General features: G+C 42.8%; 12 protein-coding genes and 2 pseudogenes. 3 read left to right on the top strand and 11 right to left on the bottom strand.

Features of this window, described 5'->3' with window-relative positions:
- Nucleotides 1-6 precede the first annotated feature (6 nt).
- The 7 genes and pseudogenes from JCM16418_RS01880 to hemE form a co-directional block, all read right to left on the bottom strand.
- A complete protein-coding gene (locus tag JCM16418_RS01880; protein ID WP_036645551.1) occupies nucleotides 7-1,962 on the bottom strand; it encodes an ABC-F family ATP-binding cassette domain-containing protein in 1,956 nt (651 codons plus the stop codon).
- Between the two features lie 235 nt (nucleotides 1,963-2,197).
- Complete coding sequence (locus JCM16418_RS01875) at nucleotides 2,198-3,022, bottom strand: DUF92 domain-containing protein (RefSeq protein WP_036645549.1); 825 nt, start codon at nucleotides 3,020-3,022, stop codon at nucleotides 2,198-2,200.
- Between the two features lie 3 nt (nucleotides 3,023-3,025).
- Entirely contained in the window at nucleotides 3,026-3,640 is a 615-nt protein-coding gene (locus JCM16418_RS01870; protein ID WP_036645547.1) for a fumarylacetoacetate hydrolase family protein, read from the bottom strand.
- A 61-nt stretch (nucleotides 3,641-3,701) separates the two neighbouring features.
- Nucleotides 3,702-4,426, bottom strand: a pseudogene (locus tag JCM16418_RS01865) (glycerophosphodiester phosphodiesterase).
- A 33-nt stretch (nucleotides 4,427-4,459) separates the two neighbouring features.
- On the bottom strand, nucleotides 4,460-5,905 hold the full coding sequence (locus JCM16418_RS01860; protein WP_036645545.1) for a CapA family protein: 1,446 nt from the start codon (nucleotides 5,903-5,905) through the stop codon (nucleotides 4,460-4,462).
- 137 nt (nucleotides 5,906-6,042) lie between these two features.
- Complete coding sequence (gene hemH / locus JCM16418_RS01855) at nucleotides 6,043-6,987, bottom strand: ferrochelatase (RefSeq protein ID WP_036646089.1); 945 nt, start codon at nucleotides 6,985-6,987, stop codon at nucleotides 6,043-6,045.
- A 56-nt stretch (nucleotides 6,988-7,043) separates the two neighbouring features.
- Nucleotides 7,044-8,090 (bottom strand): uroporphyrinogen decarboxylase, encoded by a 1,047-nt coding sequence (gene hemE, locus JCM16418_RS01850; protein WP_036645542.1) that lies wholly within the window; start codon nucleotides 8,088-8,090, stop codon nucleotides 7,044-7,046.
- A 165-nt stretch (nucleotides 8,091-8,255) separates the two neighbouring features.
- Between hemE and JCM16418_RS01845 the strand changes: the two genes are divergently transcribed.
- A complete protein-coding gene (locus JCM16418_RS01845) occupies nucleotides 8,256-9,509 on the top strand; it encodes an MFS transporter (protein ID WP_052019985.1) in 1,254 nt (417 codons plus the stop codon).
- A 107-nt stretch (nucleotides 9,510-9,616) separates the two neighbouring features.
- Here the strand turns inward: JCM16418_RS01845 and JCM16418_RS01840 are convergent, their stop codons facing one another.
- Nucleotides 9,617-10,249, bottom strand: a complete 633-nt coding sequence (locus JCM16418_RS01840) for an O-methyltransferase (protein ID WP_036645539.1) — start codon at nucleotides 10,247-10,249, stop codon at nucleotides 9,617-9,619.
- Nucleotides 10,250-10,419: 170 nt separating this feature from the next.
- On the opposite strand from JCM16418_RS01840, the gene JCM16418_RS01835 reads away from it, so the two are divergent.
- Together JCM16418_RS01835 and JCM16418_RS01830 are read left to right on the top strand one after the other, a co-directional pair.
- Entirely contained in the window at nucleotides 10,420-11,556 is a 1,137-nt protein-coding gene (locus tag JCM16418_RS01835) for a THUMP domain-containing class I SAM-dependent RNA methyltransferase (RefSeq protein WP_036645537.1), read from the top strand.
- A 79-nt stretch (nucleotides 11,557-11,635) separates the two neighbouring features.
- Complete coding sequence (locus JCM16418_RS01830) at nucleotides 11,636-13,495, top strand: LTA synthase family protein (protein WP_306304738.1); 1,860 nt, start codon at nucleotides 11,636-11,638, stop codon at nucleotides 13,493-13,495.
- 180 nt (nucleotides 13,496-13,675) lie between these two features.
- Here JCM16418_RS01830 and JCM16418_RS01825 read toward each other — a convergent pair.
- The 3 genes and pseudogenes from JCM16418_RS01825 to JCM16418_RS01815 all read right to left on the bottom strand — a co-directional run bounded on the left by JCM16418_RS01825 (nucleotide 13,676) and on the right by JCM16418_RS01815 (nucleotide 15,423).
- Nucleotides 13,676-14,499, bottom strand: a pseudogene (locus tag JCM16418_RS01825) (aldo/keto reductase).
- Nucleotides 14,500-14,756: 257 nt separating this feature from the next.
- A complete protein-coding gene (locus JCM16418_RS01820; protein WP_036645535.1) occupies nucleotides 14,757-15,059 on the bottom strand; it encodes a HesB/IscA family protein in 303 nt (100 codons plus the stop codon).
- Nucleotides 15,060-15,174: 115 nt separating this feature from the next.
- Nucleotides 15,175-15,423 carry a hypothetical protein gene (locus JCM16418_RS01815; protein WP_036645533.1) on the bottom strand — a complete coding sequence of 83 codons (249 nt, stop codon included), beginning with the start codon at nucleotides 15,421-15,423 and terminating at the stop codon, nucleotides 15,175-15,177.
- Nucleotides 15,424-15,580 lie beyond the last annotated feature (157 nt).

Genomic DNA, 15,580 nt, shown 5'->3' with positions numbered 1-15,580 from the left:
CATGAACTACATTTTCTCCGCTAACTCATTTAGATATGTCCAACGCTCCATAAGATGCTCCAGCTCCTGCTCTGCATCCTTCTGCTTCTGTAACATTTCTTGCAAAAGAACCGAATCATTAAATGCGGATTCCATCGTTGTCTGGATCTGTGAAAGCTTCTGCTCGCATGATTCAATCATGCCATCAATTTGTTCGTATTCTTTTTGCTCCTTAAACGAAAACTTCACTTTTTCACGAGCAGGCTCTTGAGTAGGAGTCGATTTTGCTGGTTCAGTCTTTACTTGAGCTGTGGAATTTGATACTGATTGTTGTTTTTGCTCTGACACATTTTGGATGCGTCCTGCGCTTGCGCTGTCTGTCTCATTCTTACTCATCCATTCCTCGTACTCACTGTAAGTTCCGACATGAACTCGTACTTTCCCACCACCTTCAAAAGCCAGCATTTTATCTGATGTACGATCCAGAAAGTAGCGGTCATGGGAAACTGAAAATACGACGCCAGGGAATTCATCCAAATAATCTTCAAGTACGGACAGCGTCTGGATATCCAAATCATTCGTAGGTTCATCCAGCAACAGCACATTCGGTGCTGCCATTAGGACACGTAGCAAATAGAGTCTACGTTTCTCTCCGCCTGATAATTTCGAAATGGGTGACCACTGTAACGCAGGAGGAAACAAGAACCGTTCCAACATTTGTGATGCCGTTATAGAGCTGCCATCATCGGTTTTGACAATTTCTGCTACTTCCTTAATATATTCAATGACACGTAAATTCAAATTCATTTCCTGATGCTCTTGCGTAAAATATCCTATATTCACGGTGCTTCCTGTTATAACTTCGCCCCCATCGGGCTGTAGTCTACCAGTTATTAAATTCAGAAGCGTTGATTTACCGCTACCATTGGGTCCAACAATACCAATACGGTCTCCGGGGACGGCAATATAACTTAAATCTTGAATCAACGTTCGACCTTCGAACTTCTTATGAAGATGGTCTAGTTCAATAATTTTGCGTCCGAGACGTGATGAGGCTACCGATAGGTCGACGGATGCACCCTTTTGCTGAACCTGCTGATCCCTTAGTGTCTCATAGCGATCAATACGAGCTTTTTGCTTCGTCGATCTTGCTTTGGCACCTCTGCGCATCCATGCTAGCTCTGTCTTGAGTAGGTTCTGACGCTTCTGCTCAGAAGATGCTTCACGTTCTTCACGCTGTGCCTTCAGCTCCAGAAACGCGGAGTAGTTAGCCTCATAGCGGAACATTCGTCCTTGATCCATTTCAAGCATGACATTCGCTACGCGATCCAGGAAGTACCGATCATGTGTAATCATAAGGAGCGCGCCGCGCCGCTTTTGCAAATATTGCTCTAGCCAAGCTACAGAAGCATTATCGATATGGTTGGTTGGCTCATCGAGAATTAACAATTCGCATGGCTGGATTAACGCGCTTGCCAGGGCAACCCGTTTGCGCTGTCCACCAGATAAGTTCTCCATCTTCGCATCAAACCAAGTAATTCCGAGTTTAGACAAAATCGTCTTCGCTTCACTTTCGAGCTGCCAAGCTTGTAATTCTTCCATTTCTTCATTTAACGTAAACAGCTTTTCATGTAAGGCCGTATCCTCCGGGTTTATTTCAAGAAGATCCATCGTCTCCGTATAATCCCGCACAACTTTCATCTGTGGATCATTTCCTTGGAATACTTGCTGCAGCACGGTCATCTCAGGAACAAAATCAGGGTTCTGTGCCAAATAGCGAATACGGACACTATTGCCGACGGAGATGATCCCCTCATCCGGTTTATCAAGTCCCGCAATTACACGCATAAAAGTGGATTTTCCTGTTCCATTTACACCGATAATACCAATTTTATCTTGGTCACCCATGCCAAAGTTGGCATCTTGGAATAATATTTTCTCACCGTAACTCTTGGATATATGTTCAACTGTCATTATGTTCATGTTTTCTTTTCCCTACTTATCTGTCCGATTTGTCGTTCATAGTTAAGATATCACAGTTCATTTTACCATACCGTGGCTACTCATAACTATGATCAGTGGGTTATCAATCATAAAAGACTGCGGCATACAATAGAAATCGTATACCGCAGTACTTTGTTTAAATACCTATATAATTAAATCTGACATTCTTCCACGGCTGATGTCAGTGATTATACCCGTGGATGTCGTACAATTTCTATACTCCTAATTGGAGCAAAGATGCCAGCCCCCATGCCCCCAAAGCCGCAGCAATGGACGATAGAATATTTACGGCATCATTATTCATCAGGCGAAGTCCTCGAACATATTGAGTCGGTTGACCACAATGCTCCAATACTTCTACCTCTTTATTGCAAATTTGGCATTTATACATGACTTGCACGGAAGCGCCCAGAAACGAATCTACAAAAGATCCAACAAGTCCTCCCACTAGGCCGAGTAGTATATACGCTGTTAAGTACACTAACCATTGGCCTGAAAGCCCAGTCCATGATTGAAATAACCAAGCAAATACCCCAATCATCATACCACCAACGGCTGCCGCAGTGCTGCCAAGTACCGACACACCACCCGACGTACCTGCTGGCAAGATACGACCGTTCAGTACAGAACGCGGCGGCTTCTTGCTCAGGCTTCCCCACTCTGTAGCCCAAGTATCCGCTGTTACACCTGCCATCACGCCTACAAAAGCATAGACCCAACCAGGATAAGGCCAAATTGCATTAAGAATACATAACACCATACCAATCCCACCGTTTGCTAGAACCTGTCCAGCATCTCTACGGCCCGTTTTGGCATATGATTTCTCAAGCTCAGCCTTGCGTTTCTGATGAAACTTTGAGAGCAGTGAGGAGCTGATGAAGAATACCAGCAAAATTCCAAACCATACGATATTACCTGCTCCATAATAAATGGTCCCCATCACTACGGCAGCAATGGCACCAGACAAGGTCAGTGATTGTTTCCAATACGCTGCTAAGGCAACCACTAGTGCACATACAGCGCCAATAATCCATGCCATAGCCTAGGCGATGACGCAGCTTCCAAGCTGGTCTTCTCCCCAGAAGAGCTCAAACTTATCACCTGACACAGTAGGACCCACGCCTGCTGGCGTACCTGTGAAAATGATATCTCCCTCACCCAGTCCATAGTGAGTACCAATATATTCAACGATATCCTGTAAGGAGAAGATCATATCAGAGACATTCCCACGCTGTACTTCTATGCCATTTTTAATGACAGTGAAATCCTGTTTTAGGATCGCGTCCGTACCTGGGAAGGGAATAAAAGATGTTATCGGTGCAGAAGATTTAAAGCCTTTGGCAGCCGTCCATGGATGACCTTTCTTCTTGATCACATTTTGTACATCACGTAGTGTGAAATCGATACCTAATGCCATTTGATCAACCAATTCATTCACCTGAATCCCTGTTTCGTACTCTTGAGCAATATGAAGAACAATTTCACCTTCATAATGAATCTCTCCTTGATCAGCAGGCAGGGCTAATACGGATTCTTCCAGCGAGACAACGGCATGAGAAGGCTTCATAAAGATCATTGGTTCATCTGGCACATCATTTCCAAGCTCCTGTGCATGAAGTTTATAATTGCGTCCAACACAATAAACGTTACGTATCATATCTAATCCATCCTTTGCCTATTCCATTTCATTTTGTATCCAACATTTATTATTAAAAGTATTATAAAAAGGTATTTACCCATAGATCCGGGCGATTTGTACATATCATAATTTCCGGTGACATCGCCGCTAATCGCTTCATATTTCTCGTATCATCAGGCGTCCAACCCATAATCGTAATACCTTGCGAAATGAGCAACGCTGAAAGATTTGCATCCAAATTGGGATGTCCAATGGATAAGAAAGAACATTGAAGTACCTGTAATCGTTCTAGTAAATCCATCGGTCTGGCGTCTATAATCAGCCTGTTCTAAATGAAGGGTTTATTTCCTTTACTCTTCTCAATGCATTTGTATCAAAGGAAGTTAATACCACGTCTTGCTCCATGTGATATGCCTCAACACGCTTAATCACTGCCTGCTCTAGACCAGGATACATAGAGCCTGATGTCTTCAGTTCAATATTTAAACGGACTCGGCCACAGCACAACCGTAGCACTTCATCTAAAGAAGGAATTCGTTCCCCTCTAAAAGCGCGACCTTTCCAGCTGCCAGCGTCCAGTCGCTGGATCTGTTGCCAAGTGTAATCCTTAACTTTACCCGTTCCATTGGTCGTGCGGTCGAGAGTGAAGTCATGGATCACAACTGGAATACCATCGGCTGACAACTGAACGTCAATCTCAATCCACTGTACAATTGGAATCTCCATTGCCATTTTGAACGCAGTTAACGTATTTTCAGGTGCTTTACTCGAAAATCCCCGGTGAGCCACACATGCATTCCTCATCTTAGCATCTCTCCCATTCAGCCTGTAACGTAGCTATTTCGCTGAGATCGTACCGTCCGGAGCAATTCGCACTCCACCGATCGAAAGACCTTGCATTTCTCGCAGTAACTGTTGACCCTCCTGTTGCTGCATCGGCACTGGCTGACCTAATTCCGCCTTATAAGGAATCATTTTTAGGCCACAACCCGTCTTCGTGCTACATCTCGCTTGGAAAACAGCTGTTTTCCAAGTCGCTGGGGTACTTGATTTAGTGAAAATGAAGTTACCCGTGCTGTATGCAATCCATTTCCCTTTGTACTGTTCCATCCCTTGCAACACATGGGGATGCCCGCCAATGATCAGGTCTGCACCCGCATCCACAAGAGAATGAGCAAGCATCTGCTGATTGTCATTCGGCTTTAAACTACGTTCTATTCCCCAATGAGTCATGACGATAACCAAATCAGCCTTCTTACGCGCTTCTGCAACACTCTTTAATGCTTGTGACGGCTCGTAGAGCTGCGCTACACCAGGATTGCTGCTACCCGCAAACCAACTTGTCTCAGGCGATACACGAGTAAACCCTAGTACAGCGATTGTTATTCCATTTCGATTAACATATTCAGGCTCATAGGCTGATTTTTTATTTTTGCCAGCCCCAACATATTTAATGCCACTGGAATCCAGATAGCTGATCGTGTCTAGCAAACCTTCAATACCTTGATCTAAAATATGATTATTCGCTAGATTGACTACATCCATGCCTGCAGCATGAAGAGCATCAAGTGCCAGAGGCGATGACTTAAACACGAATTGCTTATTCTTCGCTCCTACTCCTCGCGTAGTAACGGGTGTCTCAAGATTAGCTAAAGTTAAATCATCCTTTTGAAATAAATTTCCGAGTTTGTCAAAGGGATAAGAATAACCGTTCTTCTCCAATTGATCCTCAACTTTACCTGAAAAAATCATATCTCCAGCAAATTGAATGAGTACCTTCTTCTCCGGACCTGATGAAATCAAGCTCTTACCGTCTGTTGTAGAACCGGTAGTAGAAGCTTTACTTGAATTATCCTTCTCTTCCGTTTTATTCGAAGATACATCTATATTCGTTTTACTACCTTTGTTTGTTTTTGATGCAACCTTATCCTTTTCGACTGGCGCTTCATTCTTTTTCTCAGTCTCCGGCTTATTAACAGTCGGTTGAACCGCTTCTGTTTGTTTATGACCTTCAGGCTCAGAAGGGCTTACTGAGGGAATATCCTCGGATGTTCCAGCAGAATTTGCCGGCTCTTTCTTTTGACTCATTTGATCCGAGATTGATTTGTCATCTTCCGCAGGAAGGGCTACCTTGGTGTTTTTGTTTTCACTTAAGAAATAAAATGATATTAAAATAATGATCATGGCAACGAGGCAAGTATTAAAGGTAATCCATAACCGTCCGAACTTCTTTTTGACAGCCTTTTTATCCGAACGATTTTTTTGTGATCTTGGTGGGTACATGGTTCACTCCTTAATTATTAATCTATGTCTCACTTTTAGAAGTCCTTACCATTATAGCAAATTGACTGGAAGAAGTAGAACCCCCAGAGAATATACTCTGGGGGTTCTACAAGCATTACTATATTTATCTTGATACTTTATTTATCTTTTTCCCATTCGTTAATTACAGCATCGCATAAAGTTTCCATATATAAAGGATCGCTATTGAGCGAATCAATACGCATTAAGCGCATATCCAATTCTTTAGATACTTCCTGCGCTTCAATATCCAGATCGTATAGTACTTCTAAATGATCGGATACAAACCCTATTGGGGCAACCAGAACATCCTTAACTTCTTCTTTGCTCAAGCTACGAAGCGTATCCAGAATGTCTGGACCAAGCCAAGGCACGGATGTGCGGCCAGCACTTTGCCAAGCAAACTGCCACGAAGTAACGCCTGTTTGCTCCGCAACTGCACGTGAAGTTTCCAGGAGTTGCTCTGGGTACGGATCACCAAGTTCCAGAATCTTCTCAGGTAAGCTATGTGCGCTGAATAACACCCGCACCTTATCTCGCTCTGAACCTGCCTCTTCAAATAAGTCAAGCTTTGCACTAACGCGGCGGCTTAATGCCTCAATTAGCTTCGGATGTAGGTGATAATTGTGTACAAAGCGAATATGAACACCGAGCTCATCTGCTTTCTCTTGTGCACGCTTCATGTAACTTCCCACACTCATTGTAGAATAATGTGGAGCGAGTACAATACCCACTGCTTCGGTTATGCCATCTTTCGCCATCTGCTCTACGCCGTCTTCTATAAAAGGTGCTGCATGCTTCAATCCCTGATAACATACAAAATCGACTTCTGGATGGCGGTTATCTTGATTAAGCGTATCTTGTAAACCGCTAACCTGACGATTCGTATTCTCGCGAAGTGGAAATACACCTCCAACAATCGCTTCATATCGATCTGAAAGCTCTTTAAGCTGCTCTGGTGAAGGAGCATGTCCACGTCGGATATGCGTATAATACGCTTCAATGCCTTCCAAACTTTCGGGAGTTCCATAGGACATAACCAAAACGCCAACTTTGTTTTTCACGAACATCATCACCTCTTCAGTTGATTTACATTGCTGTTTACTCATTACTCAAATACTCAAGCTTGCTTCAACAAGGAAGCCGAATATTCATGAATGTATGCGGTTAGTTCAGTTAATTTCTCCAGTGAAGCCTCTGGGAACAATCCATGTCCTAAGTTGAAAATAAACCCAGGTTCTTGTATACCCTCATCAATGATATCTTTAGCATATTGTTTAATGACATGCATAGGCGCAGTTAGCACATACGGATCTAGGTTACCTTGAACTGCAAATTTCCCACCAGTCCGCTTACGACCCTCAGCAATAGATACTCTCCAGTCCAGTCCAATCACATCTGTTTGCAAACTTTGCAAGGACGGCAACAGTTCACCTGAACTAACACCTGGGAAATATATTTTAGGTACATTCAAATCCGAAAGTTCGGCAAAGATACGGGTAATGGTCGGTAGTACGAATTGTTCGAAATCTTTAGGGGCTAAAGCACCCACCCAGCTATCAAACAATTGAAACGCCTTACCACCATTCTCGATATGTGCACGTACATAGGTAATGACCATATCGCCGAGCTTATCCATTAGACGCTGCCATACTAAAGGTTCGCTATACATGAGTGTTTTCGTACGTATGTAGCCTTTTGAAGGACGTCCCTCAATTAAATAACTCGCAATGGTAAAAGGTGCACCCGCAAAAGTTATAAGTGGCACATCCAATTGCTTGTCCAGAATACGAATCGTTTCCATAATATGACTTAAATCTTTATCCACATCAATCGGACGAAGCTTATCCACATCTGCTGCAGAACGCAATGGATTTTCAATCACTGGACCAATATTTTTAACAATATCAAAGTTAATTCCCAAAGATGCGACCGGGTTCATAATATCTGAATACAGTATAGCTGCATCAACACCAAGCTTACGTACAGGCATCATTGTAATTTCAGCAGCAAGCTCCGGTTGTTTGCAAATTTCAAGTAATGTGTATTTCTCTTTAATCTTACGGTATTCAGGATCATACCGGCCCGCTTGTCTCATATACCATACTGGAATATGGTTAACATCTTGCTTGTAACAAGCTCGTATCAGCGTATCATTGTAAGTCATGAATGAGCCTCCCGTATTCTATCTACAAATTTTCCTATTCTAATATTATGCCCTTTTTAAAAGTAAGTAACAAGCATACCCCAGGCCTATCCCATGACAATACTATGACACCTCACGTTAACTTCATTTGGACAAATATGCTATAATAATTGAACTATATTTTTGATGATCGCATCAAACCAGCTTAGAAAGGAAGTGAATAGCACATTGAAACCATGGAAAGTGAACCTCATTGTGCTGTGGATCGGCCAGTTTCTGGTTAATGCGGGCATGACCATGATCACACCGTTCTTATCCCTTTACCTCGCTAAGGACTTAGGCGTACAGGGGGAGCATCAAATTGGGATGTGGGCAGGGATGATTTTTGCAGCGAACTTCCTGACCTCCTTTATCTTCCAGCCATTATGGGGTAAACTCTCTGACCGCTACGGACGAAAAATAATGCTGCTACGTTCTGGTTTCGGCATGGCCATCGTCATCGTATTGATGGGCTTTGCACGAAATCCATGGGAACTACTGTTACTTAGATTACTAAACGGGACCATATCCGGCTTTAACCCGGCATCCATTTCGCTCATCTCCAGCACCACTCCCAAAGATCGAATGGGTTTTGCCATGGGAATCATGCAGTCTGGATCTGTAGCAGGAACGATTCTAGGACCTTTAATTGGAGGAATACTGGCAGATATCATCGGGTTCCGGCCTATTTTCTACATTATCGGTGTTCTCATCTTCATCGCTTCACTGCTTGCTCTATTTCTTGTCAAAGAGAACTTCAATCGCGCAGAAGCAGCACAAGCACCACAAATATCTGTTCTGGCAGGCTTTAAGGAGCTAGCGCATATTCCACAGTTGCTAGCCTTATTCACCGTTACTTTTCTGCTGCAATTTGCTTTAATGAGCCCGATGTCGCTGCTTCCATTGTATGTGGAGAAGCTTCAAGGCACCGCAGTCAACATCGCCTTTTGGGCGGGAATGGTCAGCGCTGTAACCGGACTCTCTAACATGATCACCTCGCCTATACTGGGTAAATTCAGTGATAAGGTTGGTGCTCACCGTATTCTTACTTATGCATTGATCGGAGCAGGTTTAATGCTGATTCCACAAGCGTTTGTGCAAAATGTATGGCAGCTTATCATTATCCGCTTCACGATGGGTATTTTCATGGGTGGCTTGCTTCCAAGTGTTAATGCTCTAATTCGTTCTTACACACCAGACGGAATGGAGAGCCGCGCTTTCGGTTTCAACACCAGTACCATGTCGCTCGGTAATATGCTAGGAGCCTTAGTCGGTGGCTTCCTTTCTGGATTTATCGGTATCGAAGGCTTGTTCATTATTTCAGGCAGTCTTTTGTTGATTAACATGGTGTGGGTGCGTGTTAAGTTGTACTCAAGAAAGAATGCTTCACCGTACCCATAAGACATTTCATCTATTGCCAATTTAAAGAAAAAGGTGTCCATCGATAAACGGAAGATTTCTCCGATAAACGAGGGACACCTTTTCTTGTTTGAAAATGAATGGATCTTCTACTTCACCATAGCTACGGCTAAACCATCATATGCCGGTAGAATAGTGCCAATAAGTCGCTCATCCGTTGCCATCATCTCATTAAAGCGACGGATTGCCTGCACAGAAGGGCCATTTTTATCGGGATGAAGAGTCCGTCCTCGCAAAAATGTATTGTCTCCCGCAATAATGGCACCCGGATTGGCAAGCTCAATGGCAAACTCCAAATATGCTGGATAATTTTCTTTATCCGCATCAATAAAGAAGAAGTCAAATGTTCTGCCTTCTTGCTTCAATTGTTCCAAACTATCTAATGCCAGACCAACCCTGTATTCCACCTGCGATTCAAATCCTGCTTCCTTCAGGTTTTCGCTTGCTACATCAGCAAACTCTTGCTTCAGTTCAAGCGAAATCAGCTTACCCTCTGGGCCAAGCCCTCTGGCAAGACAAATTCCACTATATCCACCCAGTGCACCTATCTCCAGCACTTGCTTCGCTTTCGTAGACCGAACAAGTAATGTAAGTAATCGGCCAAATCCCGGAGCAATTGAAATCTCAGGCATTCCCTTAGCAACAATGGTTTCTTTAACACGATTTAACAGCTCATCATTTTCCAAAAAATGATCCGCATATTGTTCTTCTGGACTCACGATCTTGTACTCTCCTTTTTTTACCCGTATAAATGTTTGTATCTGACTTTACATTATCCTATACTGAATAAGTTGAACAGATGGACTGGCTGCGATATGCTTCCATGTCTTTTCTTATTAATTGTATGGTTTTTCGGGCTAGGCCACAAGACAAATGGAGTTGAATTTTGTACATGAATGAATTGCAATTAATTGCGACTGCACCTATGGGACTAGAATCCATCGTTGCACGAGAACTCAGAGAATTAGGTTATACCGATCAGCATGTTGAGAATGGACGAGTAACGTTTACAGGAACTTACGCGGACATCCCCCGCTGTAATTTATGGCTGCGTACCTCAGACCGCGTACTTGTCAAAATGGGGGAGTTTCCTGCCACCACATTTGATGAGCTGTTTGAAGGCACGAAAGCACTCCCTTGGGAGCAATGGATTCCTGCAAACGGTGAATTTCCTGTAGAAGGACGCTCACACAATTCACAACTGAGCAGTGTACCTGCATGCCAAGGTATTGTGAAGAAAGCGATTGTTGAGAAGCTTAAGCAAAGCTACAATACGGAATGGTTTGAAGAGATTGGAGCACGCTATGTTATAGAAGTAAATCTTCTGAAGGATAAAGCTCTACTCACGATCGATACAACGGGTCCTGCTCTTCATAAGCGTGGATACCGTAAGATTGCGACAGAAGCACCACTGAAAGAAACGATGGCATCCGCGCTCGTACAAATCAGTCGCTGGAACCCAACACGTCCTTTGTATGATCCATGTTGTGGATCAGGTACCATTCTGATTGAAGCAGCAATGCTTGGCTGGAATATCGCGCCAGGAATGCGCCGCTCCTTCCCATCTGAGCATTGGCATATGGTTCCTCAAAAGCTGTGGAAGGACGCTCGCGAAGAAGCCTTTGATTTGGTTAGAGACGATGAACCACTTGAATTGACAGGTAGTGATATTGATCCTAGAGCCATTGAAGTTGCTCATGCAGCTGCCAGAAGCGCTGGCTTTGAACGTGAGATTAAATTCTATAATATCCCTGCATCTCAAGTTAAGCCGCAAGGTGATTATGGCTGCCTTATTACAAACCCTCCTTACGGAGAGCGTCTTAGCGAAATAGCTGAAGTCGAGAAGCTCGTTCGTCAGCTCGGACGTGTGGCCGATCAGCTTCCTACCTGGTCCTTCTTCGCCTTAAGTCCAACGAAACAGTTTGAACATTATTTCGGCCAAAAGGCTGAAAAACGTAGAAAGCTGTACAACGGACGTATTGAATGTCAGTACTTACAATTCCTAGGGCCATTGCCACCGCGTCATTAAATGAGCGTCTTATAGAGGAGCTGTCCTTGGGCAGCTCCTCTATAAGGTTTAATTTGAGTAGAGAGGGGGGCTAGCATACATGTCCAATTTTTCATCTGGGACAAATGCAGCGAACTCATTCCATCAATTATTGAAATTTCGTTATTTCTACTATCTTGTGTTTCTGATTCTTATGATGTACAAGTTAGTCCACGTACATGAAACACTGAATATCAGAAATGTTGATATGAACCGACTAGACGACCTTATCGCTTTAGGTTCTATCATACTCGTCTCATTCTGGACGTTCTGGTTGCCACGCCGCGGCCAAATCATCTCCTTAATCATCTTAGACATTCTGCTTACCGCTCTTATCTATTCCGATTTAATTTACTATCGATATTTCCAAGATTTCATTACTGTTCCTGTGCTACTACAAGCTGGACAGGTCGGTGCCCTTGGAGACAGCATTCAGTCACTACTCCGATGGCAAGATATCTGGTTCTTCGTCGACTGGTTACTCCTCATTGGATGGATACCTGTTATGATGATATACCGCAGATGCAGTAATCATGGCAGAATTATCAGACACAATTCCATACCAGAACGCCGTAAATCTAAAGTATGGATACGTTGTATGACTGGATTGATAACGTTCATTATAGGTTTCTCGCTTACCTTCTTTCCGATCAAACACTACAAAGACACATGGGCGGGAGATTTGTTTAAAGGTAATTGGTGGAATATGTCGCTATACAATATTACCGGCTTACTCGGATTTCACGCTTATGATATCTACCGATACACGAAGGAGCATATCGGCTCTCAACAACTAAGTGCAGAAGAAATAAATCACTTACAAGATTGGTTTACACTGAAACAAGAAGACCACTCTGAGCAAGATGAATTATTCGGTAAATATAAAGGAAGCAACGTCATTGTTATACAGACGGAAGCGCTGATGAATTTTATGATCGGTCAGCGAATTGGCGGTCAAGAAGTGACTCCTAACTTCAATGTATTGATGAAGGATAGTTTATATTACAGCAACTATTATCATCAAACAGGTCAAGGGCGAACGTCAGATGCCGATTTTTCATCCCAAACCTCACTGCATCCATTGCCTACAGGATCTGTATTCGTAAGATATCCCGATCATCAGTTCGATTCACTACCTTCAATCTTAAAGAAAAACGGATATACATCGAATGCTTTCCATGCCTATGAACCGAGCTTTTGGAATCGCACGCTAATGTATCAAGCACTAGGTTACGATCGATTTTACAGTAAAAATGATTTCACGTTAGATGAGCCTCTTGGCTGGTCCCTTGGTGATAAATCCTTTTTCCAACAGTCACTAAATAAGATGAAGGATCTTCAGGAGCCTTTCTATTCGTTCTTGATCACGTTAACCAGTCATCACCCATACGTGATTCCTAAGAATATTCAGGAGCTAGACACGGGTGAGTTCAAGGGAACTATATTCGGTGATTACTTACAATCCGTTCACTATGTAGATGCTGCCTTTGGTGAACTCGTAGCGCAAATGAAGCAGGAGGGATTGTGGGACCGTACCATTCTGTATATTTACGGAGATCATGATAATTCACTAAGTGACAAGGCCGCATACGAGAAGTTTCTAGGTAAAAGCCTAAGCGAACTCGACATGGCCAAAATCATGAATCAGGTTCCTCTTCTTATTCACTTACCAGATCGAAGTCAGGCAAGCGTTAATATGACCGAGCCAGCTGGCCAATTAGATATGGCTCCTTCGATCATGCATCTGCTTGGTATATCTACACAGTCATATCACATGATGGGTAATGACCTTTTCGATGGTAGCAAACGCTTTGTAGCACTTCGTAGTGGTGCTTTTACCGACGGTAAACTATACTTCATTCCTTCTCCTAATGGTAATTTTGATGACGGAAGTTGCTATGATTTACAAACGAATCAGTAACAGCTGTTAATGTATGCCGTGTAGGATATGACAAAGCGAATGACGAGCTGAAGGTGTCGGATGAGATCATACAGTATGATCTACTAAAGAATCTCAAACCCGCAACACAAACAAAACCCGGTGCTCCATAAGGAGACCGGGCTTTTTATATATCGATAATGAATTTCGTATTATAGCAGTTTAGAAAATCAATTTATCTGGATCTGTACCGATCCGCTTGTTTCCATTTAGAGAATCAATTTGCTTAAGTTCATCTGGAGTGAGTACAAAATCAAAAATACCTGCATTTTCCCGAATACGCGAAGGTGTAACGGATTTAGGAATCGTAACGATCTTGTTCTGAATATCCCAACGAAGAATAATTTGCGCTGGTGTTTTACCGTATTTTTGTGCAATGCCCAGTATCGTCGTATTATCATTCAGTTTACCTCGCATCAGCGGTGACCAAGCTTCTAATTGAATATTCTGTGCACCACAGAAATCCTGAAGCTCTTGCTGAATAAGAGATGGATGAAGTTCAACCTGATTTACGGCTGGAACGACATGGCTGTCTTTCATTAAATCCTTCAAATGATGTACGTGGAAGTTACTCACACCAATCGCGCGTACACTACCTTCTTCATAGAGACGCTCTAGTGCCTTCCATGTATCTTTATATTTATCTTGCCTGGCCAATGTATTAAATATAGATCGATCACATCTAACCCAAGATTCTTGCGGCTTTCTTCAAAAGCTTGCAGTGTTGTTTCATACCCCTGATCATCATTCCAGACCTTAGTCGTTACAAACAACTCATCTCTAGCCACTCCACTTTCGGCGATCGCTTTACCTACTTCGGCTTCATTTCCATAAATTGCAGCGGTATCAATACTCCGATATCCTGCCTTCAATGCTACCTTAACTGCTTCATAAACCTCTTGTCCTTTGGCCTGATATGTACCAAACCCCAGCCATGGCATCGTAACTCCATTATTTAAAATCGTGCAATCCGTAATATGCTTCATATTCGTAACAGCCTCCTCATAAAGAATAAAGTTATGTTTTTTATAGCATTGGTACATGTCCAAGTATATCACACTGAATCGTTGTTCCCAAAAAAGCCCTGTATCAGTGCTGGTAACAATGTATCAAAGAAATCCTTCATTGGGTGTAGCCGCAGAAAAGGCGACATTTCATTCAGAGTAGAATGGATGTCGCCTTATCTATTATATTTAACTTATAAATGGTACGGGTATAAGCAACTCATATGCTTATTCGTTCCCTAGTGGTCACCATGGTTGCCCTGAGATGGATTTGTGATAACGAACCCTTCTTTAGGGAGATATAAATAGTCGACCTTCACACCATCAAGAAGAGGCTCATTTCGATCAAGGAGAACTTCAATTTCTTTATCGGTTGAAATCACTTCATCATTGTCCGTAGGCTTGTCCAGATCCATACCATAATGAGCATGATCCCCATGCGAATGCGTAACTAGGACGCGTAGCTTGAGCTCTTTATTCTCTTCTTTCGCTAATTCATTCTTAATTATTTTAGCGGCATTGCGGGTAATTTTGCATTTCATTTGTGATCACTCCTGTTTTCAATGAGATTGATCTTTCCGTCCTTTTATTTTAAAGAAACCGGAATCCATACGCAAGAAGCGCGCCTGATTCCGGTCTGATTACTGAATTATGATGTTAATTAGCGATAAGTGCTGGATACTTTTTCTCAATTCTTGAAACGAACCATCCCATCATAAGCATGGTAACACCGATATCATCTATAGGAACGAACGGCATGACATCGGGTAGTACCCAATACAACATAACCGGGATGAGAAATAACATTTTATCGCCTAATGTCACTTGGGGTGAGGCCAAGTATTTCCAAATTCGACTAAAAACATGAGACCAGCGTTTAAACGACAACAATCTACTCCATTTCATCGCATTTCCCCTCCAATCTACAGGATAAATCCCCTATACTATACATTAACCGCTAGGGAGCCTCTTGAACGAAGCATGATTTGTATTCCTGAACTTGTCGGAAGTCATATCGTATGACAACAATCGCTTCCACTAGGTATTTTACGACAAAGGGCCT

It is taken from the genome of Paenibacillus pini JCM 16418 (assembly GCF_000576305.1).
GTDB classification, from domain to species: Bacteria; Bacillota; Bacilli; order Paenibacillales; family Paenibacillaceae; genus Paenibacillus_AQ; species Paenibacillus_AQ pini.
This window is presented reverse-complemented; position numbering and strand designations above follow the sequence as displayed.